This is a genomic window from Bacillus sp. FSL R7-0672 (assembly GCF_038601465.1).
GTDB classification, from domain to species: Bacteria; Bacillota; Bacilli; order Bacillales; family Bacillaceae; genus Bacillus; species Bacillus pumilus.
Genome location: NZ_CP152010.1, coordinates 274,445 through 297,097 on the forward strand (window position 1 = coordinate 274,445; position 22,653 = coordinate 297,097).

The 22,653-nt window shown below is 41.3% G+C and carries 22 protein-coding genes; 14 read left to right on the top strand and 8 right to left on the bottom strand.

Features of this window, described 5'->3' with window-relative positions; all coding sequences use genetic code 11:
* Positions 1–102: 102 nt before the first annotated feature.
* Positions 103–963: an alpha/beta hydrolase gene (locus MKY18_RS01525; RefSeq protein ID WP_113768646.1), complete on the top strand. Its 861-nt coding sequence runs from the start codon at positions 103–105 to the stop codon at positions 961–963.
* 39 nt (positions 964–1,002) lie between these two features.
* Here the strand turns inward: MKY18_RS01525 and MKY18_RS01530 are convergent, their stop codons facing one another.
* A complete protein-coding gene (locus MKY18_RS01530; RefSeq protein ID WP_065098724.1) occupies positions 1,003–2,430 on the bottom strand; it encodes an alanine/glycine:cation symporter family protein in 1,428 nt (475 codons plus the stop codon).
* Positions 2,431–2,463: 33 nt separating this feature from the next.
* The gene (locus MKY18_RS01535; RefSeq protein ID WP_342497674.1) at positions 2,464–3,444 is read right to left on the bottom strand and encodes a glutaminase; all 981 of its coding nucleotides are present in this window, start codon (positions 3,442–3,444) and stop codon (positions 2,464–2,466) included.
* A gap of 518 nt (positions 3,445–3,962) precedes the next feature.
* Here MKY18_RS01535 and MKY18_RS01540 point away from each other — a divergent pair.
* The 3 genes from MKY18_RS01540 to MKY18_RS01550 all read left to right on the top strand — a co-directional run bounded on the left by MKY18_RS01540 (position 3,963) and on the right by MKY18_RS01550 (position 7,472).
* The gene (locus MKY18_RS01540; RefSeq protein ID WP_342497675.1) at positions 3,963–5,249 is read left to right on the top strand and encodes a sensor histidine kinase; all 1,287 of its coding nucleotides are present in this window, start codon (positions 3,963–3,965) and stop codon (positions 5,247–5,249) included.
* Positions 5,250–5,253: 4 nt separating this feature from the next.
* Positions 5,254–6,195: a response regulator gene (locus tag MKY18_RS01545; protein ID WP_065098726.1), complete on the top strand. Its 942-nt coding sequence runs from the start codon at positions 5,254–5,256 to the stop codon at positions 6,193–6,195.
* A 191-nt stretch (positions 6,196–6,386) separates the two neighbouring features.
* Positions 6,387–7,472: an SEC-C metal-binding domain-containing protein gene (locus MKY18_RS01550; RefSeq protein ID WP_113768649.1), complete on the top strand. Its 1,086-nt coding sequence runs from the start codon at positions 6,387–6,389 to the stop codon at positions 7,470–7,472.
* Positions 7,473–7,525: 53 nt separating this feature from the next.
* Here the strand turns inward: MKY18_RS01550 and MKY18_RS01555 are convergent, their stop codons facing one another.
* Positions 7,526–8,566 carry a DUF4352 domain-containing protein gene (locus MKY18_RS01555; protein ID WP_106066550.1) on the bottom strand — a complete coding sequence of 347 codons (1,041 nt, stop codon included), beginning with the start codon at positions 8,564–8,566 and terminating at the stop codon, positions 7,526–7,528.
* 396 nt (positions 8,567–8,962) lie between these two features.
* Here MKY18_RS01555 and MKY18_RS01560 point away from each other — a divergent pair, with 396 nt between their 5' ends.
* Positions 8,963–9,892, top strand: a complete 930-nt coding sequence (locus MKY18_RS01560; protein WP_113768651.1) for an aldo/keto reductase — start codon at positions 8,963–8,965, stop codon at positions 9,890–9,892.
* Between the two features lie 29 nt (positions 9,893–9,921).
* On the opposite strand, the gene MKY18_RS01565 is transcribed toward MKY18_RS01560, so the two are convergent.
* Both MKY18_RS01565 and MKY18_RS01570 read right to left on the bottom strand, forming a co-directional pair.
* Positions 9,922–10,887, bottom strand: coding sequence for a GHKL domain-containing protein (locus MKY18_RS01565; RefSeq protein WP_217012755.1), 966 nt, complete (start codon positions 10,885–10,887; stop codon positions 9,922–9,924).
* Positions 10,888–10,898: 11 nt separating this feature from the next.
* Positions 10,899–11,600: a LytTR family DNA-binding domain-containing protein gene (locus MKY18_RS01570; RefSeq protein ID WP_268454194.1), complete on the bottom strand. Its 702-nt coding sequence runs from the start codon at positions 11,598–11,600 to the stop codon at positions 10,899–10,901.
* 161 nt (positions 11,601–11,761) lie between these two features.
* On the opposite strand from MKY18_RS01570, the gene MKY18_RS01575 reads away from it, so the two are divergent.
* The 3 genes from MKY18_RS01575 (at position 11,762) to MKY18_RS01585 (ending at position 14,161) form a co-directional block, all read left to right on the top strand.
* The gene (locus MKY18_RS01575; protein ID WP_003217123.1) at positions 11,762–12,502 is read left to right on the top strand and encodes an ATP-binding cassette domain-containing protein; all 741 of its coding nucleotides are present in this window, start codon (positions 11,762–11,764) and stop codon (positions 12,500–12,502) included.
* The gene (locus MKY18_RS01580; protein WP_342497676.1) at positions 12,502–13,677 is read left to right on the top strand and encodes an ABC transporter permease; all 1,176 of its coding nucleotides are present in this window, start codon (positions 12,502–12,504) and stop codon (positions 13,675–13,677) included. Before MKY18_RS01575 ends, MKY18_RS01580 begins: the two co-directional genes overlap by 1 nt.
* A 148-nt stretch (positions 13,678–13,825) precedes the next feature.
* Positions 13,826–14,161 carry a hypothetical protein gene (locus MKY18_RS01585; protein ID WP_065098732.1) on the top strand — a complete coding sequence of 112 codons (336 nt, stop codon included), beginning with the start codon at positions 13,826–13,828 and terminating at the stop codon, positions 14,159–14,161.
* A gap of 97 nt (positions 14,162–14,258) precedes the next feature.
* Here MKY18_RS01585 and MKY18_RS01590 read toward each other — a convergent pair whose 3' ends face one another.
* Entirely contained in the window at positions 14,259–15,317 is a 1,059-nt protein-coding gene (locus tag MKY18_RS01590; protein ID WP_185108256.1) for a DUF4352 domain-containing protein, read from the bottom strand.
* A gap of 537 nt (positions 15,318–15,854) precedes the next feature.
* On the opposite strand from MKY18_RS01590, the gene MKY18_RS01595 reads away from it, so the two are divergent.
* Positions 15,855–16,283 carry a cell wall hydrolase gene (locus tag MKY18_RS01595; RefSeq protein ID WP_003217242.1) on the top strand — a complete coding sequence of 143 codons (429 nt, stop codon included), beginning with the start codon at positions 15,855–15,857 and terminating at the stop codon, positions 16,281–16,283.
* A 119-nt stretch (positions 16,284–16,402) separates the two neighbouring features.
* Positions 16,403–17,182 carry a glucose 1-dehydrogenase gene (locus tag MKY18_RS01600; RefSeq protein WP_342497677.1) on the top strand — a complete coding sequence of 260 codons (780 nt, stop codon included), beginning with the start codon at positions 16,403–16,405 and terminating at the stop codon, positions 17,180–17,182.
* Positions 17,183–17,202: 20 nt separating this feature from the next.
* Here MKY18_RS01600 and MKY18_RS01605 read toward each other — a convergent pair whose 3' ends face one another.
* The gene (locus MKY18_RS01605; RefSeq protein WP_342497678.1) at positions 17,203–18,243 is read right to left on the bottom strand and encodes an acyltransferase family protein; all 1,041 of its coding nucleotides are present in this window, start codon (positions 18,241–18,243) and stop codon (positions 17,203–17,205) included.
* Between the two features lie 210 nt (positions 18,244–18,453).
* Positions 18,454–19,446, bottom strand: a complete 993-nt coding sequence (locus tag MKY18_RS01610; RefSeq protein WP_268454200.1) for an LLM class flavin-dependent oxidoreductase — start codon at positions 19,444–19,446, stop codon at positions 18,454–18,456.
* Positions 19,447–19,867: 421 nt separating this feature from the next.
* Between MKY18_RS01610 and MKY18_RS01615 the strand changes: the two genes are divergently transcribed.
* The 4 genes from MKY18_RS01615 (at position 19,868) to MKY18_RS01630 (ending at position 22,609) form a co-directional block, all read left to right on the top strand.
* Positions 19,868–20,470, top strand: coding sequence for a TerD family protein (locus tag MKY18_RS01615; protein ID WP_044139240.1), 603 nt, complete (start codon positions 19,868–19,870; stop codon positions 20,468–20,470).
* A gap of 20 nt (positions 20,471–20,490) precedes the next feature.
* Positions 20,491–21,072, top strand: coding sequence for a TerD family protein (locus tag MKY18_RS01620; RefSeq protein WP_034664247.1), 582 nt, complete (start codon positions 20,491–20,493; stop codon positions 21,070–21,072).
* A gap of 41 nt (positions 21,073–21,113) precedes the next feature.
* Positions 21,114–21,692, top strand: a complete 579-nt coding sequence (locus MKY18_RS01625) for a TerD family protein (RefSeq protein WP_003216935.1) — start codon at positions 21,114–21,116, stop codon at positions 21,690–21,692.
* A gap of 137 nt (positions 21,693–21,829) precedes the next feature.
* Positions 21,830–22,609: a TerC family protein gene (locus MKY18_RS01630; protein WP_044139241.1), complete on the top strand. Its 780-nt coding sequence runs from the start codon at positions 21,830–21,832 to the stop codon at positions 22,607–22,609.
* Positions 22,610–22,653: the final 44 nt, after the last annotated feature.

Below are 22,653 nucleotides of genomic sequence, written 5' to 3' on the forward strand. Positions count from 1 at the left end.
TCACCATTGTGAAGGTTTTTTTGGGAGTGCTTTTATTTTCTGAAAAATGGAAAATATGCTATGTTGGAAGAATAAAAGAACAAGGAGAAAGGTGGCAAAGGGATGGAGCAAATTGAATTTCAATCAATCCAAACAAATGGTGTAACACTTCACACAGCAATGGCTGGACCTGAGGATGGCCCGCTACTTATACTGCTGCATGGATTTCCTGAGTTCTGGTACGGCTGGAAGAACCAAATTATGCCCCTGGCTGAGGCAGGCTATCGTGTCGTCGTTCCTGATCAAAGAGGCTACCATCTAAGTGATAAGCCAGAAGGAATCGAATCCTATGTATTAGATCAACTGAGAGATGATATCGTAGGGCTGATTAAGACGCTTAGTCCGAATCAAAAGGCGATTGTGGGTGGTCATGATTGGGGCGGGGCAGTTGCATGGCATTTGGCATCCACACGTTCTCAATATGTAGAGAAACTAATCATTGTCAACATGCCGCATCCGCGGGTGATGATGAAGGTTCTTCCATTTTATCCCCCGCAGTGGAAGAAGAGCTCCTATATCGCATTCTTTCAGCTCCCGAATGTGCCAGAGGCAGCTCTCCAGGAAAATCACTTTCAAAAACTGGATGAAGCCATTGGGCTGACTGCAAGACCCCATTTGTTCACGAAGGAAGATATATTAAGCTATAAGCTGGCTTGGACGCAGCCAGGGGCCATGACCTCAATGCTGAATTGGTACCGCGCCATCAAAAAGGGTGGCTTTGAAAAGCCGATATCAAAGCGCATTCTAGTACCTGTTCGCATGATCTGGGGGATGGAGGACAAGTTTTTAAGCAGAAAGCTGGCGAAGGAAACGATGAAGATTTGCCCAAATGGTCAGCTGATTTTTGTCGATGATGCCTCTCATTGGATCAATCATGAAAAACCAGAAGTGGTGAACAAACTCATACTCGAATTTTTGAACTAAAGAAAAAAGCTCTGGTCAGAGGACCAGAGCTTTTGTGATTTACCCAATATGATTCTTTTTCAACGAAGCAGGTTCGTCGTCCCAGCATTCAATTTTCTCATTGTTTGGAACGGCATTTTTATAGAAGACAGGATCCTTGCCTTCTTTTTTCTGTCTCGTATAATCCTTCAATGCTGCAAAGGCGACCTTAGACAGCATGGTAATGGCGATGAGGTTGACGATGACCATGAGTCCCATGAAGAGATCGGCTAGACCCCACACGAGAGGAACAGTAGCAACTGCACCGAAAAGAACCATTCCAATAACGGCAATTCGATAGATGTTAAGCCAAACTTTGTTGGCTCCAAGGAATTCAATGTTCGTTTCACCGTAGTAATAGTTACCGATTAATGTACTAAAGGCGAATAGGAAAATCATGATAGCAAGGAATCCAGAGGCCCATGGTCCAATGTGCTGACTGAGTGAAGCCTGTGTTAATTCAATTCCTTGCAGGTTCGTTGTTTTGTATGCATCAGAGAACAGGACAAGGAAGGCTGTGCTTGTACAAATAATTAATGTATCTGTTAACACGCCAAACGCCTGGATTAATCCTTGTTTTACAGGGTGACTTGTCACAGCTGTTGCTGCTGCGTTAGGTGCACTACCCATACCAGCCTCATTCGAGAAAAGACCACGTTTAATCCCTTGTAATAATGCGCCGCCTAATGTTCCACCAGCGAACTGTTCAAACCCGAAGGCGTGTTTCACAATCGTACTGATGACACCAGGAAGTTCAGTGATATTTGTCACAATAACAAAGAATGCAATTCCGATATAAGCTAGAGCCAGCACAACGACAATGTATTCAGAAGCTTTTGCAATGGCTTGGATTCCCTTGAAAATAATTGCTGCAAAAATAACAGCCATCACAATACCGACTGTTAAACGGTCTAATCCAAAGGAGTTTTCAAAAGCGACAGTGATTGTATTTGATTGCACTGCATTAAAGACGATTCCAAAAGAAATTGTAATCAGAATCGCAAATAAAATTCCCATCCAGCGCTTGTTTAACCCTTTTTCCATGTAATAAGCAGGTCCACCGCGGAATCCTGTTTTATCTTTCACTTTATACACCTGGGCTAACGTACTTTCAACAAAGCTTGAGGCAGAACCGATAATCGCTACGATCCACATCCAAAAGATTGCCCCAGGTCCACCAATTGCAATGGCGATGGCAATCCCTGTGATATTTCCTGTTCCTACACGTGCCGCCATACTGATGGCAAATGCTTGGAACGGTGATATCCCTTCTTTTTCTTTTCTTCCTTCTTTCAGGACACGCACCATTTCTTTAATCATTCTCACTTGCAGGAAGCGTGTTCTATATGTGAAGTAGACACCAACTCCAAGTAACAGAGCAATGACAATATAAGTCCAAATAAAATCATTTGTATGTGTTAAATAAGATAGCAAAGCTTTTTCGTTCATAACATCACCTCTTCGAATTCATGACTGTTCATTTTAAAAAATACTGAGATCCCACTCTTTTGCGAGCTTTTTCAGCATCATGACACCGGTAATACTATTTCCGCAATCGTCAATGGCGGGACCATAAATACCGATTCCGCAGCCTGTCTGAAATGGAAATTCTCTTCTTGCGCTTGGCGGAACGCAAGCCATAATTCCTCCAGACACACCACTTTTGGCTGGAACGCCTACGAAAGCAGCAAAATTACCAGACGCATTATACATGCCGCATGTCAGCATCAATGCCTTTGTTAGTCTTGCGATATCTTTTGGAATGACTTGAACCTGTTTAAAGGGATGATAGCCATCACTTGATATAATCAGCCCAATCAAGGCGATGTCCTCTGTTGTAACCTCGATGGAACATTGCTTTAAGTACACTTCTAATGTGTCCTCGACATCTGATTCTAAATAATTGGTTTCTTTTAAGTAATAAGAAAGAGCACGGTTGCGGTGCGCAGTTGCCCATTCTGATTGATAAACCTCTTCATTGACAGATGGACGCTTTCCTATTAAGTTTTCGATTAAATCGAAAATATATGCTAGCTTTTCTGTAGAAGTCTTTCCGGGAAGGATGGAGGATACGGTAATAGCTCCAGCATTAATCATTGGATTAAAGGGCTTCCCTGGTTTATGCATCTCAAGACGATAGATGGAATTAAATGCATCACCAGTTGGCTCTACATCTACCCGGTCCAAGACGTAAGGAACGCCTCTTCCTAAACAGGCAGCTATAAAGCTGATGACTTTTGAGATACTTTGCAGGGTAAAGGGAACGTCCCAATCACCATATCGTACAGATGATCCATCTGGGCCTATCACGCTGATACCAAGTTGAGAGGAATTCACTTTTCCGAGTGCTGGAATATAGCCAGCGTTTTGTCCATTTTTGTAATACGGACGAATTTCTTCTGCCCATTGATCAACAGAAGACTGGCATGCGTGTTGTGTATTATTAGAAATTGCTGTTTTCATACGATTCCTCCAATCAAAAATCAAAAAGTACCCTATTGAATTGGCGGATGACAAAAAATGCGATCAAATAGGCACGAAAACATGTTACACATCTTCAAAGAACTTGTCATGCGCTGCTTGTACCACTCCTTTACACCTAAATATATGTTCAAATGAAGGCTTTGGCGGCGAAAAAACAAAAAGGGTTTTTAGTGAAAATTCAGAAAACGCTTACATATAGTTTCACTAAAATTGTTCATTCAATTTATCTTGGAAACTACACAATCTGACGAAAATCTACAGAAAAACTTACAAATAAAAAATCGGTTTGTCGCTTATTGTCTAAACAATTCCCATTATTGTAGACAATATCCAAAATGCTGAATAGCTGAAAGGTCACCATGCCGTCTCGGTGAATAGTCATAAAAAAGGATTTTGAGGAAAGAAGGAGCTGTGAAAATTATTTTTTTGTACGTTGTGAAGAAAAGAGTCTCCTTGTATACTGTGGCTATGCAAAAAGGGGAAGGGATGTCAGTTATTTGAGTTTAAACCAGCTTGTTAAAAAAGACGCATTCATATTAATTTTTATGGTGGTGATTGTGCCGCTTGCAGGAGAACTGAAGTTTTATCCTGTGAATGAGACGTTCCGGATCAGCTTTGGGGCACCTGCGTTTTTCTTTTGTTTATTACTCTTAAGGAAATCTAGACCGTTCTTGCCCGGGTTTTTAACAGGCGCAGCCATTGTGCTTTTTCGAGTAGGTTTAGATCTGATGCAGCATCATGCTGATCTCGCTGCATCATTTTATCAGCAATTCCCAAGTTTCTTTTTCTATCTTACATATGCATTCCTGTTCTTTGCCGTCCGTACGGGACGTTTTAAACAGCGCTCTATTTTTATTGGCATCATTGGTCTCATGATTGAATTAGTGGCTGATTTTGTTGAGCTCTTTGTACAATTTTTAGTGTTTGATACGACGATGACGCTATCAAAGCTGAGTGATATGTTTCTCATTGCGTTTGCTCACAGCTTTGTCGTAATCAGCTTTTTTAATATGATGAAGCTATATGAGGCACAATCAAGAGAGAAGCAAATCATGAAACAAAATGAGCATATGATGATGGTCATTTCAAATTTATACGAAGAAACGGTTCATTTAAAGAAAACGTTAAAACATACAGAGCACATTACGCAAGAATCATACAGGCTTTATCGTCTCTTGCATGAACACGAAGCAGGGAAGAAAGTGAGTCAGGAGCTATTGAAGCTTGCAGGAGAAATCCATGAAGTGAAAAAGGATAATCAGCGTATATATGCTGGGCTTTCGAAGCTAATTTCTAAGGAAAATATGCAAGACTATATGAAGGCAGAAGAACTCGTTCAAATTGTACTCCGCATTCAAGAAAAGTATGCGTTCTCTCTAGGGAAAAACATCTCCTTTATATCTGATATAAGAGGCATTCATTTGCATGATTATCATGTGTTCATTTTTTTATCGCTCATTAATAATTTAATGGCAAATGCGGTTGAAGCCATAAAGGATAACGGAATGATCTCACTCGTATTGAAAGGAAGTCATGATAAAATAGAGATTCGGATTGAAGATGATGGCCCGGGGATTCCTGAAAAAATGAGAGAAATAGTATTTGATCCAGGCTATACTTCTAAATTTGATGCATATGGAACACCATCAACTGGGATTGGCTTATCCTATGTGAAAGAGCTGGTTAAAGAGCTTGGCGGTACAATTAAAATCGAACAAAGAGAAACAAAGGGAACAGCTTTTCAGCTACTCCTTCCTATACAAAATTTAATACAGAGAGGGTGAGTGTATGCGATTTTTCATTGCAGATGATGATCGTGCAATACGCTCGATTTTAGGACAAATCATTGAGGATGAAGATTTGGGAGAGGTCGTGGATGAAGCCGATGACGGTGTTGGATTAGAAGCCCATTCATTGAATCTGAAAAAAATAGACATCCTTCTGATTGACCTTTTGATGCCTGCTAGAGATGGCATTCAAACCATTCGTCATATTCACCCTGAATTCAAAGGTAAAATCATGATGATTTCCCAAGTAGAGGCGAAAGAGATGATGGCAGAAGCCTATGAATTAGGGATCGAATATTATATTCATAAACCTGTCAATCGAATTGAGATCGTCAGTGTGATTCGAAAAGTCATGGAGCGGATCAAACTCGAGAAATCGATTTACGATATTCAAGCTTCCCTTCGCCATGTGCTGCCGTTAGAGCCTGTGATTTCTCATAATACAACGGGCAATGGATTGAAGAAAAGGACGATGAAAGAGGCGGGGGAATTTCTCTTATCCGAACTAGGAATTGTCGGCGAGAGCGGTTCTAAGGATTTACTTGAGATACTGATCTACTTACATGAAACACAGTCAGCCAATTCTCATGAGGTTAATTTCCCGCCGCTAAAGCAGCTCTTTATCAAAACAGCGGAGAGGAAGCTGGATCATGGGGCAACCGATGTCGAAGTGATGAGGGAAGTGAAAGCGGCAGAACAGCGGATTAGGCGCGCTATTCATCATTCTTTGAATCATTTTGCTTCACTAGGATTAACAGATTTCTCGAATCCTAAGTTTGAGCACTATGCGTCGAAGTTTTTTGACTTTACCGATGTCAGCCAAAGAATGAAAGAAATGCAGAAGACCTCATCATCCGCAGGATCAACGGGCAGAGTCAATACGAAGAAGTTTGTTCAAATCTTTTATTTTGAGGCAAAGCAGTTATTTGAGGGAATGAGCTGAAGAAAATCTATTGGAATGATTGGAGAAAATAAACAGAAAAAGACCGCTATTCCTATGATTTGTCGTGATCTTCAAGTATCTTTATTATTTAACTGATCATTCTGATTTTTCTTTTTTCTTGAAAATAAAACTCTCTTGTGCAATCGTTTGTTAAACTAGTGAGGTTAGACTAGAATGTCGGAGGTTTTATTTTGGGAAAAATTAAACGAAATGCGCTCTGCCCTTGTGGGAGCGGAAAAAAATATAAACATTGCTGTGGTCAAAAGTCAGGCGGAGAACAAACGTCTGAGCTTGTGTTTAAGGAAGCTGTACAAGTTCAAAAGGATTTAATGAATTACGCATTCTCTAAACATCAGAGAGCCATCAATCAATTCATTAATGAGTTTTCTTTTCTTGCAGATATGGATAAAGAAACGCAACAAATCTCAGTCTTTCATTTGAGTGTATGGGGCATCTTCTTCCGTCCATTAACGGATCAGAAAGAAACCATCTTCCAAGAATTCCTGACAAAGAAAGCGGAGGATATTACCCGTCCGAAAACAAAACAAGTGGTTCAATCATGGACAGACATGGAGCCTTCTTTGCTTTTATTAAATGAAAAAACGGACGAGTCTCTTTACTTTGAGAATATGGTGACAGCTGAAAAGGTTGAAGTAGATGTAAAACCGGATCAAACAGTGCTGCCTGAAAAGGGAAGTCTCGTACTTGGATTCCCTGTTCAATTTGAAGAAAAAGCAGAGTTTTTCATTCAATATACGATGTTTGCGAAGGAGTTTACAGATACGCTTCTTCTTCAAGTTCGTCAGCTTGTTGAAGCATATGAGGCAAATGGAGGAACGCGCAGCACATTTATGAGAGAATCATTCCCTGACGTGTTGGAGTGCATGTTTGCGAAGCAAGAAGTAGAAGAATCAGAAACATCTGCTCAAACAGAAGGCGATACAGGTCTAACAGCAGATCGCATGGACTGGGCAAATGACGTTCAACTGGAAACAGCTAAGCTGATTGAAGACGGAATGAAGGAACACGGGGACCAAAGCTTGACTGATGGCGCTTTAACTGTGTGGAAAGCCTATTGTGATCAGAAATCACCTGTGATCCGTAAAGCAGCATCATTTGCTGCGGGAATCGAATACTACATTCATTCACTTGCAAGCGATGCCCCGCTTTCTCAAGCGCAAATAGCGAAAAAGTATGGCATTAGTGCGTCTACTGTATCGAGCCGTTTTAAAGATATTGAAAAAGCGGTGAAAGAAGAGCAAGAGGCGACTGTATAGCATAAGAAAAGACGCGGCACCTTCATTGGGCCAGCGTCTTTTTTAGTTCATGATTATCTTGTTTTAATAAAACCGCTCATGTACTGCGATGTATTGTAATCGTTAAGGTCAATTTTCCACTGACCATCCCCATTACGTTTCATTTTCACTTCGTATTCAGCCGGGCTGGAGACTGGAGGAAGCTTCTCGAATTCAGATGCGTACAAGTTTAAGCTTTTCTTATACAATTCTTCTTTAGAGCGGATCTTGCCGTTGTAAAACTCATCTCTTTGCTTGTCTAGCTTGTCTTTTAAGTTAGAAGCATCAATGCCTGTTACTTGAGCGACAACCTTCGCCTCGTCATTAGAGATGGTTTTTACACTTGTTTCTACTTTGGTTTTATCCTTCATGGTGTCTTGAATCCGTTTGTACATAGACAGAATATCACGGTCACTTACTTCATTGCCGTACATTCCGGCGCTTCTTTTGAAGTCTTTTACGAACATGTCGTGGTATTTATTCACGACATCGGATTGGTTGTCGCCCGTTAAATCTGCAAATTGATCGTTCTTTTTGTCAAAGACAATGATATCAGTATAAGCGGAAAGCGCCTTTGCAGGGTTATCCAGCTTTTTCGCTGTATCAAGTATTTTGTTTCCATCTAGGTCGATTTCGATCGAATCACTGTTTTTCTTGATGCTGTCTTGGTAAACGAACTGATATCTTTTCCCTTTGTCTACAAGGAAATAAAGAGCACCTGATTGAGATTTGCCTTTGTTCAATGAACCGAGGTCAAGACGGTCTTTACTTCCGTAAAATTTTAAATCAGATACTTTGGCATCATCCTGATAAAGGGAGAAGTCAGAGCTATATAATGATAGAGCTTTGTCACCTTTATTTGTAATCGTCAGGTTGACTTTTAGCACCAATTCATTGTCTCTAAGCGTAGTTGTTGAGTCTTCTGGTAACGTATATTCGTAGCTATCGACTTTTACCTCTGCTGTTTTTGTTGATTTTTGATCAGCGTTGCTTGATTTGGCTGAGCTCTGGCAAGCTGCAGAGATGATCATCACGAATGAAATCATGAGGAGTGCGCTTATTTTTTTAAGATTCACAGTTGATGCTCCTTTGCTTTTCTTTCGTCATTTCATTCCCGCTATCTGACTATGAAAAAAGAAACAGATAGAATGGTATATTCGGGTGTTACAGGGGAAAATCTCCTTATGACGATGTGTACTTTTCATTCTATCGAAATTCGATCATGATGAGGAATAGGTTTTAGTCCCTATCTTTGAAAGGAATTTACACAAAAATCAATAATAAAAGGAAATTTGTGAGTCTAATATACCGGTCAATAAGAATTAATTTGTAGATTTATTATCGGTTTTAAATGTTTTTTACGTAAAAATCATGAAGTGAGGGTGTTTGTGCTTCAGAGAGCAGGATACTTGAATGTTGAAAAGGTTTCATGGGAAAATAAGGATGATTAAGCAGATAAGGGAGATGAGCTTTTGAAAAAGGTAACGCTTGGACGAACTAATTTACAGGTGAATCCGATAGGGCTTGGTACGAATGCGGTAGGTGGACATAATTTGTTCCCCAACCTGAGTGAAGATGCCGGACGAGAGCTTGTGGAGACAGCTCTTGATCAAGGTGTCAATTTCTTAGATTCTGCTTTTATTTATGGGCTGGGCCGTTCTGAGGAATTGATCGGTGAGATTATTGCCAAAAGAGGCGGTAGAGAGAACCTCGTCCTTGCGACAAAGGGGGCTCATAAAGAAGTAAACGGACAAATTGAGCTGGATAACAGCCGGGACTTTTTAAGAGAGCAGGTCGAACATAGCCTGAAACGACTGCAAACAGATTATATTGATTTATACTATATGCATTTCCCAGACGGCCGGACGCCGCTGGAAGAAGTAGCAGGTACATTAAAGGAATTGAAGGATGAAGGGAAAATCAGGGCCATTGGTGCATCTAACCTTGATTTTGAACAACTTCAAGCCTTTAATCGAGACGGCTACTTAGATGTGCTTCAGTCGGAGTATTCTTTGCTGAAACGTGAGGCAGAGAAGGATCTTCTCCCATACTGCGTCGAGCATCGTATTTCCTTTATTCCGTATTTCCCATTGGCATCAGGCTTGTTGACTGGGAAATTTACGAAGGATGCGACATTTGATGATATTCGAGCAAAAGATCCGCTTTTCCAAGGCGAGGCGTTCCTTCAAAACCTCGAAAAAGTAGACAAGCTAAAGGCAATTGCACAATCAAAGAACGCCGAAACGGCACACGTCGCACTCGCTTGGCTTTTAGCACAGGACGGCATCGACGCCATTATTCCAGGTGCAAAACGAGCTGAGCAAGTTCAGCAAAACTTAAAAACAAACGAAGTTCAATTAACAAAAGAGGAAATCAATCAAATTGACCACATTTTCTCTTAATAAAAAAGGTGCTTAGCTGCACCTTTTTTTTATGACATCGTGAGGGGGATTTTGATGACAAGCCGCAAATGTGGAGAACGGTATGTGAAATCAAGAGCACCGTCTGCCTTTTCAACAAGCTGATGAATGATATACGTCCCCATTCCTTGATGATCTCCGCCTTTTGTCGAGCGGCCAAAGTTTTTGAACAAATGGTCTAACACGTGTTTTTCCATTCCTTTTGTGCTGTTTTCACAATGGATTAAAAAGAGCCCGCTCCGAATAGAGGTCGCAATCGAGATGCTGCCCTCTTTTCCGGCTTGCTTCGCTTCAATCGCTGCGTCTAAGGCATTATCAAGCAAGTTGCCAGTGAAACTAACCTGATCCGCCTTAGAAAAGGGAAGCGATGAAAAAGGTGCTTGAAGGTCTAGAGAAAGGGCAATGTCCTCTTTTTCAGCCCGTTGGAAAAAGGAATGCAGAGTTGAGGCCAAATAAGCATTTTCTCCTTTCATCCAAGGGAAATGTTTCACGTATTGCTGAATCAAATCCTTGATCTCATGCTCTTCGTTTGACGCGGAAAAGGCATTTAAATGTCTAGCTGTTTCATGATGTTTACTGCGCAGCTCAAGCAGCAATTCATTGGTTCTTGATTCTGCGTTGATCAGCTCTTGAAGCCGCCCGTTTAATCGTCTCTCCGTATGCATCATCTTCAATGCAAGGATATCTGTTGTCATGATGATCACAAAAGCCAAAAGAGAGCTCCAGCCATTTCCTTGCGTCAGAAAAAGGGAAAGACCTGCACAGGTAAAGAGCACAAAAGCGCCCAACATCACATAACCACTCACATGAGGCAAAAACCTTTTGTATATGAAAAATGTATAAAGACAAATCACACAAAAAGTGAGGAGCCACAGCACTCCTGATGATAGCGGCAGAATAGCTTCAGCAGCTGCATGAAACGCAAGACCTAGCCATATGAGAGCATACATGCGGAATCCAAGATAGAAAGCGTTCACGTTCGTTCTCCTTAAAAATAATATTTCTTAAAGTATTCTAATTGCTGCTTGGTCATCATGGCTTTTTTATCTGTACCTTCAAAAGACACGATAAATGAATTTTTGGCATACGCTGAGAAGTTCTTAATGTAATGAATATTGATGATAAACGATCGGTGAGAGCGGATAAAATCTTTTTCAGCTAGATCGCCCTTTAACTCGTTTAATGTCTGATATGTCTGGATATCTCCTGTTGTTGTGACAATGGTGGTTGACCTGCCTGTTCGCTCAACAAAAATGACATCCTTCTTTTGCAGCACGTGAATATCTGACTGCTGCTTAATGAGAAGCCGTCCATGAATGCTTTTCTCCTGCTTGGTGGACAAGTAGCGCTCTAAGGATTTGGCAATTCGATCGGCTTGGTAGGGCTTCATAATATAATCGTGAACATTTAAATCAAATGCATGGACCGCATATCCGCTGTTTCCTGTCACAAATACAACATCGACATTCAGTGCATGAGAGTGAATGAGATCCGCTAATTCATAACCGGACATTCCGGGCATTTCAATGTCTGCGAACAACAGATCAATATCTCCTTGTTTGACCTTCTCATAGGCATCCTCTGCTGACTGCGTGACAAAGACAATCTCCACAGCCTCCATTCTGCCTACAATGGCGTGCAGCTTTTCTAAATCTACTCGGTAATCATCAACGAGACCTACTTTTATCATAAAAATCACCTATGACTCTTCTTATTATTTGTCTATTTTACCATTTGTTTTTTTAAAATAGATCATTTCAAGACAGAAAAAGGACGTTTCGCGACATTTTTATGTCAGGCATGCGTTATTTTTTCTATCATAGACTTAGGAAGTCGAAAGGGGCGAACCAAATGATTACTCTCAGCGATTGCAGCTGCTGGTTTAAAGATAAGAAAAAGGTCGTAAAAGCGATGAAACATATGACGTTCTCCGTGAAGGAAGGGGAAGTCGTTGGCATCCTAGGAGAAAATGGTGCAGGGAAAACCACATTGTTACGCGCCGTAGCCACATTGTTAGAACCTACGCACGGATCAGTCACTGTCGCAGGCTTTGATACGGTGAAAGAATCAACAGAAGTGAAAAAGCGAATTGGTGTCTTGTTTGGCGGTGAGACGGGACTTTACGATCGTTTGACGGCACGAGAAAACCTTGAATACTTTGGCAAATTGTATGGCTTAGATCAGCATGAAATCAAAGCAAGAATAGAGGATTTGGCAAAGCGTTTTGGGATGAGACAATATATGGATCGAAAGGTGAAAGGATTCTCAAGAGGAATGAAACAAAAGGTGGCGATTGCCAGAACCTTGATTCATGATCCTGACATTATTTTATTTGATGAGCCGACAACAGGCTTGGATATTACATCAAGTAATATTTTCAGAGACTTTATTCATCAGCTCAAGCAGCAAAATAAAACCATCCTTTTTTCAAGCCACATCATGGAAGAAGTCAGCCAGCTTTGTGACAGTGTCATGATGATTCATCAAGGAGAGCTTGTGTATAAAGGGACACTTCCAGAATTATATACACAGGAACAAAGTGATGACTTGAACTATATCTTTATGTCGAAGCTCGCTAGGGGGATTTCATAATGTGGAAAACCGTATTTAAAAAAGAAATGACAGATGCGCTAAGAGACCGGAAAACGCTGCTCTTAACAGTGCTGATTCCTCTTTTGACGATGCTTGGATTGGTGTTCTTTTATGAAAGCATGATTGCAGATCCAGGAGATGAAACCTATACGGTCGCAGTGAATGAACAGCTTCCAACTGAAATGAATCAAATGATCAAAGAGGTCAAAAACCTCACACTTGAAACATTTGATGACCCGCAGCAAGCTGTCAAAGATGGAAAGGCGAATGCTTACCTGGAAATGCCGAAAGAGGCAGACGACATGCTTCAGCATCAACAATCATTTGCGATTAAAATTCATGGGTACACAACAGATGATGATTCGGTGATAACGGTTCAAATGCTGCAATCCTTACTGGAGCAGTATCAAAACCAAGTCGTAGAAAAGCGTTTAGCCGCTGATCAAATCAATACGTCTGTTGTTCATCCATTTCAGGTGCAGGCTGTTGATGTAGAAGAGGGCGATGAAGGAGAAAATGGCATGACCTCTATGCTTTTGTCGATTCTCCTTCCGATGATTTTGGTGACCTCCGTCATCTCAGGTGCTTTGCCAGCTGCTCTTGATATTGTAGCGGGTGAAAAAGACCGAAAATCCATTGAAGCGTTGTTCCTGACACCTGCCAGCAGACTCCAAATTCTCATCGGAAAATGGCTGGCTGTCTCCATGTTCGGGATTTTAAGTGGAATTGTGGCGATCGGCATGCTGCTACTATCCACGCTGCTCTTTACAGAAAAGCTAAAACAAGCACTGAACTTTGGTGATCAAATGTGGAGTATTATCGGCGTCATGTTTGCGGCGCTCATCATCTTCTCCTTCATGGTATCGATGATTGAACTGCTACTCAGTGTCGTTTCAAGCTCAGTGAAAGAAGCGCAATCGTACATGTCCATGATCATTACATTAGGTGTGATCCCAATGTTCTTTACCATGAGAGCAGGTGCTACGCAGCTAGATACGTATTACTTTGCTGTCCCATTCCTCAATATTCATGCGCTCTGTAAGCAATTGATGTTTGGCATCATTGATCCGATGGCCGTCACTCTGACACTCGGCTCCTCAGCCCTCGCAGTCGTCATCTTGTTTGTCATCGTGAGAAGCTTGTTTATGAAAGAAAAATGGATGCTTGCGAAATAAGAAAGTAAAAACTTGTAGATTTTATCTGCAAGTTTTTTTATATCCAGAGATTTATATAAAAGAGATTCACTATCGGGTGAAAGGAATGGCATAATGGAAGGGAGAAATTACATTATTATCCCAATTAGATTAATGAGGTGATTCGTGTATGTCTTATCAAACAGTAGACGATGATGTGCTAGAGCTATGTAATATATATGCTCAACAAACACACCATTTTGAAGCGTTTATTTTGGGGAACAGGAAAGGATTATTGGAATTAAGAAAAGCGATAGATGAGGCATTAGAAACGGGTAGTTCCGTTGCACATTTATATCCATCTGATTTTGAAGGATATGAAACGTATGTTGCTTTAGTAGACGACGAACAAAAGTTTGAGAAATTAATGGATCCTTATGTAGAGGAATACGTACAAGATGAGGATGCGGTTGATCCGGTTGAGGTGATAAAAGAGTATGAAGCTGTAAAAGAAACTCCTTCATAATAGACCGTATCTTACTTTCTTGGCTGTAATTCGGAATTAAATATAGGGTTCAAACAAAAAACGATAAGAAAAAACCCCCGGCATCGGGGGTTTTTTCTTAGTTCTTGATGAACTTTTCAACTAATGAGCTTGTTTTGTAATCGTTCAAATCAAGTTTCCATTGGTCGATGTCATTTTTCTTCATGTTGACTTCTACTGTTTCTTCAGAAGAGGAAGGTCCTAATTTTTTGAACTCTTCTGGGTAGATCGAGAGTAAATATTTTTGTGCTTCATCATAAGACGCAGTACGGTTTTTGCTGTAGAACTCAGTCGCTTTTTCTTTTAAACGATCGACAAGCGGGCTTGCATCAATTGGTGTAAGAGTTACAGTCACAACGGCTTTATCACCACTGATGGCTTTTGTTTTTGTTGATACTTTTGATTTTTCAGCTAATGTTTCTTTTACAGCTTTTAGAAGCTTATCAAGGTTTTCGTCCTTCGCTGAGCTAGAAGAAATACCTGATGACGTGATGTAGCCTTGTTTGAATGATTTATCAAATTGGTTGACAACAGTTGATTTGTTATCACCTGTTAGTTTTTCGAATTCGTCGTTATTCTTACCAAAAATCATGACATCAATATAAGAAGAAAGGGCTTTTGCAGATGCTTGAAGTGTATCTGCTTTTTTCATTAAGTCTTTACCTTTGATATCGAATTCTAGTGTTTTGTCATCTTTTTTAGAACCACTACCTGGCTCTGTGTACACAAGCTGATAGTCTTTTTCTTTGTCAACAACAAAGAAAAGACCGCCTTTTGATACTTTGTCTGCATTTAGAGAGCTTGAAGATAATACTTCGTTGTAGTCATCTGGAGAGATCGTAGACACCTGTGAGTCATCTTGGTAAAGCGTGAAGTTGCTTTTATCAACGTTTAGAGGCTCTTTGCTGATATTTTTTACAGATACGTTCACTTTTAGTACATACTGATCATCCTGTACAGATGTATCGTATTGAGGTGGTAATGTGTACTCAGCACTTTCTACCTTTACCTCTGCTGCATCAAGGGATTTTGTATCTTTTTCCTTCGTAGCTGACTTTTCTTTTCCACCACTACAAGCAGCAGCGACAACAGTGACACATAAGATCAGAAGAAACAGGGATAATTTCTTTTTAAACATGACGTGTTTTCCTCCTCGGGTTTATGATGAATTTTATTGAAAAGCTTTAGTTCATATCATTCTTTTTGCACAAAAAGAAAAATACTGTATGTTTTTTACTGTAGAATGAAGCGAAAGTACTGTCAATACTTCAGTGCGTTTCTAAGGTCGCACAGCTTCAAGTAGTAAAAATGACACTAAGTTGAAAGGAGAAACTTGTAAAATATGATTTGATGTCTCCTGTAAAAACTCAATATTTTATATTTTAAGGTTTTGAGTCGGATTGTTGAATAGGTTCAAATGACTGTTTTTGATGCTGGTGTCGCAATTAGAAGGATTTTTATGACTTGTAAGTGAGTCTATAGTAATGAATATTTTTTCCTGTAATGTGCATGATCACTAGGTTTGTGTGTTGTTGGCAGAGAGACACATGTCCAGCAAAATGTTGAGGTGTTTAGACAGGCTCTCGACACGGAATGTGTCTTTTCCCTTCAAAATGGCAGTCATCTACACAGAAACCCTACATAAAATAAAAGAGAAACGAATGGAGGTGGATGTATGGCAGTGGTAAGAGCGACAAGCTCTGATATTGACCTCATGGCCAGACTGCTGAGAGCGGAGGCAGAAGGAGAAGGAAAGCAAGGGATGCTGCTCGTAGGAAATGTGGGCATCAACCGGTTGCGTGCCAACTGCTCTGACTTTAAAGGGCTGCGTACGATTCCACAAATGATTTATCAAGAGCATGCATTTGAAGCAGTCACGCATGGTTATTTTTATCAACGAGCACGAGAAACAGAAAAAACACTTGCACGGAGGAATATTAACGGAGAACGATTTTGGCCAGCAAAATTCAGCCTTTGGTATTTTAAGCCGCCTGGTAATTGTCCACCGACTTGGTACAATCAGCCGTTTGTGGCAAGGTATAAGTCTCATTGCTTTTATCAACCAACCGCTGAAACATGTGAAAATGTCTATAACACCTTTTAGCTTGATGAACAGCACAATCCTCTTAGTCAACGATTGCAGAGGATTGTGTTTTTCTTTTTTTCAAAATGGGTAACCATTTTGTATCAACTAGATGAAGCACGTGATAGGAGGAAATAAAGATGTATCAAGATTTAAAAGGAAAAACCGCCATTGTCACAGGTTCTTCAAAAGGAATCGGACAAGCCATCGCATTACGATTTGGACAAGAGCAGATGAATGTGGTTGTGAACTATAAAGGTGATGAAGAGGGTGCTGAAGAAACGGTCCAAGCCATTCAGCAGCGCGGAGGTAGGGCGGTGAAAGTACACGCAGATGTCTCCGAAGAGGAAGGAATTCAATCCATCATGGATACAGCACTGGAGCATTTCGGAACAGTTGATGTATTCGTCAACAATTCAGGCTTTAACGGCGAAGAAGCGATGCCGCATGAGATGACGCTCGAGCAATGGCAAAAAGTCATTGATGTGAATATTACAGGCGCCTTTTTAGGGGCAAAGGCTGCAATCGCCTATATGATGGAGCATGACATCAAAGGGTCTATTTTAAATATATCCAGTGTCCATCAGGAAATACCGCGCCCGTTCAATGTTCACTATTCCACTTCCAAAGGCGGAATGAACATGATGACAAAAACGCTGGCTCTTGATTATGCGGAAGCAGGTATTCGGATCAATGCGATTGCACCAGGTACAATGGCGACCGAATCGAATGATGATTTGCAGGATGAACAGAAAAAACAAAAGCAGCTTGAAAAGATTCCGATGAGAGCATTTGGTGAACTGAAGGAGATTGGGTCAGCCGCTGCATTCCTCGTATCTAAGGAAGCTTCGTATATCACAGGCACCACTATATTTGTAGATGGAGGAATGACGCTTTACCCTTCTCAAATCAATGATTAATCCAAAAAACATCCGCCCAATCAGCCGGCGGATGTTTTTTGTTCGTAGCGGTGTGCGGCTTTAGCTGGTTTGCCGAGCAGCATCGGGTACTTGCTTAGGAAGGAGATACATGGCACCATAAGCAGCAATGTTCCGATCGTGTAAAAGAGAGTCCAAGAGAGCTGCGCTGTATCTGCAATATTGATGCCAAGTCCATAATAAACAAATGCTTTCATAATATCGATGCCGGCAAACTGCAAGACGAGAATCACAATGGAATTCCGACCGAGATACGTCAAAATAGGGGACGTTTTGAATTTAAAACTTAAATAAATCACGGCAGCTGAACCGAGCAGTGCACATGCATAGAAAAGAAAAAGATCACCATAGTCATTCACGCGCATATCGATTCGTGAATTAAAGCTTTGCATGTAAGCCGTCAGTACAAGCAGACCTGTACATAGAAGAAGGGTTGGGTCTGTCTTTAATTCCACAAACCATTGCTTTGCCAAAAAGCCAATTGAATAAAACACAACAGCCGTCAAGGCGACATTGGCATTCCACGGTAGACTTTGGTCTAAAAGCAAGGTAGAGGCATATCCAGCACCTCCGCAAAGGACGGTCAGTAAGATCAAGACAGCAGGTTTCCCTTTTGTCAGACGGTGCATAAAGAAAAAGATCATTTCCACTAAAAAGAGTGTCGTTAAAAACCAGATGGCTGGGTTATGCGTGAGTCTAGCTTCATCTGCATTGGATATAAAAATACCTGTAAACGGAACGAAAGGGTCAATATCCGTTTGTCCCTTAAAGGCAAAAAAACGAGTAACGGTGAACCAAAAAACATACGTAATGATGGAGAAATAGAGATAGGGCAAGAGTAAGCTCTTGGCTTTCTTCTGAATAAATGACAGAGCAGGGCGTGAGGATGATCGAAACATCATGCCGGATAGTAAAAAGAAAAGCGGCATATGAAAAGAGTAAATGAATTGCTTTAACGAATCTGGAATGGGCACATGCGCCATGACCACGAGCAGAATACCGATCCCTTTAGCCGCATCGACCCATTCGAGTCTCTTATTCATGGCCTGTCATCTCCTTCCTTCTAGCGTCGTAAACGGGTCTTTCATATGTACCTCTACTATATAAAAGGTACACCCCTTATGCGTTTACAGTTCGCTAACGATTAGAAGACACAGTTGCGATCAGATGACAGGCGGAAGGATTTTGACATCTTGATGTTACATTTCCCATTTTTTATGACAATGTAAAAAAAGAAGCCAAGGGAATTGGCTTCAAAATAATTCGGCGATTCGTTTGAAGGAGCGCTGTTTTTCTATCGGATCAAATGAATTGTTTAGAATCATGATGTCATCCGTTTGGTAGCGGTCCATCAAGCTAAGTAATTGCTCTTTCACCGTTGCCTTTGAGCCGACGATCATCCGCTGGCGGTTTTGTAACATTTTTTTCTTTTCCTGCGTGGTGTAATGATAGGTACTGGCTTCTTCTATAGAAGGGACGCGGCTGTCCAGTCCTTTTTCAATACGCAGCAGCCATAAATCTGTACTGCTGGCGATCCGTTCGGCCTCTTCATCGGTTTCACCACAAATGACAAACACGGCGAACATAGCGTGCGGCTGCGTGGAAAAGACAGATGGAGAAAAGTGAGACCGATACGTCTCAAATGCTTGTTTGCCGCGTGCAGGGTGGATAAAGTGACCAAAAATATAGTTGATCCCAAGTTCCGCTGCCTGCACGGCACTATTTTCTCCGAGACCAAGTAGCCAAACTGGCGGATGAGCATCAACAAGCGGAGAAGCTTTGACTCCTGCATGCGGGTGCCTAGAAGGCAGGCTGTCTGATAAGTAAAATAGAAGATCCTTCAGCTGGCGGTCAAACTGAGATAGATCTTTATGCACGCCGTCTGTCAAAGCAAGTCTCGTCCTTTCAATCCCGCCCGGAGATTTGCCTACACCGATTTCTATTCGTCCAGGATACAGAGCCTCAAGCTGCCGCGTGACCTCTGCTACTTTAAAGGGGCTGTACTGCGGAAGTAAAATGCCGCCAGACCCGGTACGTAAGGTCGATGTATGAGCGGCGATATGTGCCATTAATATTTCAGGTGCTGTACTAGCGAGCCCTCTTGTGCTGTGGTGTTCAGCAAACCAATAACGCTCATACCCAAGAGTTTCCGCAAGTTGAGCCAGCTGTGTTGTGTGAATCAATGTCTTTTGCGCTGTCTGACCTTTAGGAATAGCGACTTGATCTAATATGTGAAGTGATGGCATCATCAACATCCTTTCATTTACACGGTCAATGTTCTTCATTTCAGTATAAAGAAATCCTTGAATAGAAGGAAATGAAAGGGTTTATCCTTTGATTTCATGCTTTATCTTTTCTATATCAACATACGAAAACACATCAATACGTTATTTATCAGCAAGAGCTGTGGACGAGAATTTTCGACAATGTTTCACATGAAACACTTCATTTACGACATGAACCATTTTCAACATGGATCTTTCGTTAAAAAAATATCATCTGTTTGAAACCTATCTTGAACGTAGATCGTATATACTAGTAAATAGAAAAAAGAGTAAGAGGCTCCAATGTCATTTCATGAATTTTGTCGAATTTTCATGTATGATGATTTTAATAGGGTCCATCGCTTAATAAATAGATTTTTATTATGCTGGAGGAGTGATTGATTTGGCGATTACATTAGAAAAAGGTCAACGTATTGATTTAACAAAAGGCAAAGCAGGGCTAACGAATATTCTTGTTGGACTTGGCTGGGACCCTGTATCACAAGGCGGCGGATTTTTAGGAAAGCTGTTTGGCGGCGGAGGCGGCGCTGATATTGATTGTGATGCTTCAGTGCTCATGCTGAAAAATGATAAATTTACGGAAAATAAAGATTTGATTTATTTTGGCAACTTGAAAAGCAAATGCGGCAGTGTCGAGCATACAGGTGACAACCTGACTGGTGAAGGAGACGGAGATGATGAACAAGTCCTCGTCAACTTGAGCAAGGTGCCGGGCAATGTGAATAAATTGGTGTTTGTTGTGAACATCTATGATGCACTTAGAAGAAATCAGCATTTTGGTATGATTCAAAATGCGTACATTCGCATCGTTGATCGTTCAAACAATCAAGAATTAGTGAAGTATAATTTAAAAGATGAGTATGCAGGGAAAACATCATTAATCGTCGGAGAGCTTTATCGTCACGAGAATGAGTGGAAGTTTGCGGCTGTTGGGGACGGTACAAATGATGCGAAGCTTGCCGATATTACGAGAAACTACATTTAATTAGAAGGGAGAGGTTCCTAGTGGGAATTTCTTTAGCGAAAGGTCAAAAAATTGATTTAACAAAAACAAATCCAGGTTTAACAAAAGTGGTCGTCGGTCTTGGCTGGGACGTCAATAAGTATGACGGCGGACATGACTTTGATCTAGACGCAAGTGTATTTCTTTTAGATGCGGCAGGTAAGGCAAGCTCTCCATCGGATTTTGTCTTTTACAATCAAACAACTGGCGGAGGCGGCAGTGTCGTACATACAGGCGATAACCGCACTGGTGAAGGCGACGGAGATGACGAGCAGGTCAATATCGACTTATCAGCTGTACCAGCGAGCATTGAGAAGATTTCATTTGTCATTACGATTCATGATGCGGAAGCGCGCAGTCAAAATTTCGGACAAGTCACGAACGCATATGTGCGTATTTTAAATGCGGCATCAAATGAAGAACTGATTCGCTACGATTTGGCAGAGGACTTCTCCATCGAGACAGCGATTATTGTAGGTGAATTATACCGTCATGGCGGGGAATGGAAATTCTCAGCTGTCGGATCGGGCTATCAAGGCGGACTTGCCCGCATTGCAACGGACTTCGGTTTAGATATCGGGTAACGGCTAGTTTTATATTTTCAGGAGACAGGAGAGGGACGAATATGGCGATTCAGCTTTCAAAAGGACAACGTGTCGATTTAACAAAAACCAACCCAGGGCTGACGAAAGTGATGATTGGTCTTGGCTGGGATACGAATAAATATTCTGGCGGAGCCGAATTTGATTTGGACGCTTCGGCATTCTTAGTGGATGCAAACAATCGTTGTCAGCAAGACACAGATTTTGTTTTCTATAATAACCTTCAGCACCCAAGCGGCAGTGTCACTCATACAGGTGATAACCGGACCGGTGAAGGAGATGGAGATGACGAGCAAATTCTCGTTGATTTCTCAAAAATTCCTGCTAACATTGATCGTATCGGAATTACAGTGACGATTCATGATGCAGAGACGCGCAGCCAGAATTTTGGACAAGTCTCAAATGCGTTTGTTCGTGTTGTAAATGAAGAGGGCGGGGAAGAATTGATTCGCTTTGATTTAGGGGAAGACTTCTCAATTGAAACGGCTGTCGTAGTGTGTGAATTGTACCGACACGAAAGCGATTGGAAGTTTAACGCGATCGGAAGCGGATTCTCTGGCGGACTTGCAGCTCTTTGTCAAAATTATGGGTTAGAAGTATAAACGAGAGAAACAAAATTCAAGAGGCGCTGCCAATGACTCATTTGAGGGCCTTTTCCAAAGTGAGAAAGAAACAGCGATCAAGAATAACAGCAGGCGAAAGCCTGCTGATGCTTCTACACTTATAGGAGGAAAACCAGTTGGATATTTTGAAACATATGTTGGACACGTATGCCTCGTTTTTTGATTGGCATATGTGGGCAGAGGTATTAACAAACCCTGTCTCTTGGGGGCTCATTGGGACCCTTGTTGTGCTTGAAGGATTGTTATCAGCAGATAACGCACTTGTATTAGCTGTCATGGTGAAACATTTACCAGAAAAGCAGCGTAAAAAGGCATTAACCTACGGATTAATTGGCGCTTATTTCTTCCGTTTTCTATTCATTGGCGTAGGGATGCTGCTTATTAAGTTTTGGTGGATTAAGGTTCTCGGAGCTGCATATTTAGCATGGCTTGTCATTAAGCACTTCTGGTTAGGTGACGGCGATGACGAAGCGAAGGAATTGAAAAAAGAAGGCTGGATGATTCGTGTATTTGGCGTGTTTTGGGCAACCGTTATTTCTGTGGAAATTATGGACCTTGCCTTCTCGGTGGACAGTATTCTTGCGGCATTCGCTGTATCTGAGGAAGTATGGATTCTGCTATTAGGCGGAATGCTTGGAATTCTCATGATGCGTACAGTGGCACAGTTATTCCTTGTCCTCATTGACCGTGTTCCAGAGCTTGAGAATACAGCGTTTATTCTCATTGGAATTATTGCCATCAAAATGGGCTTAAGTGCTGCTCATATTGAAATTCCGCATGTCGCATTCTTTGCGATTATTATCCTAGCATTTATCGGGACGTTTATTGTTCATAAAATCAATAAGAAGAAACATCAAGATGTGACAAACGAAGCTGCGGCTTCAAAAGAAGAATAGGACGATCAAAAAGGAATGGAGTTGACTAGCGGCTCCATCCTTTT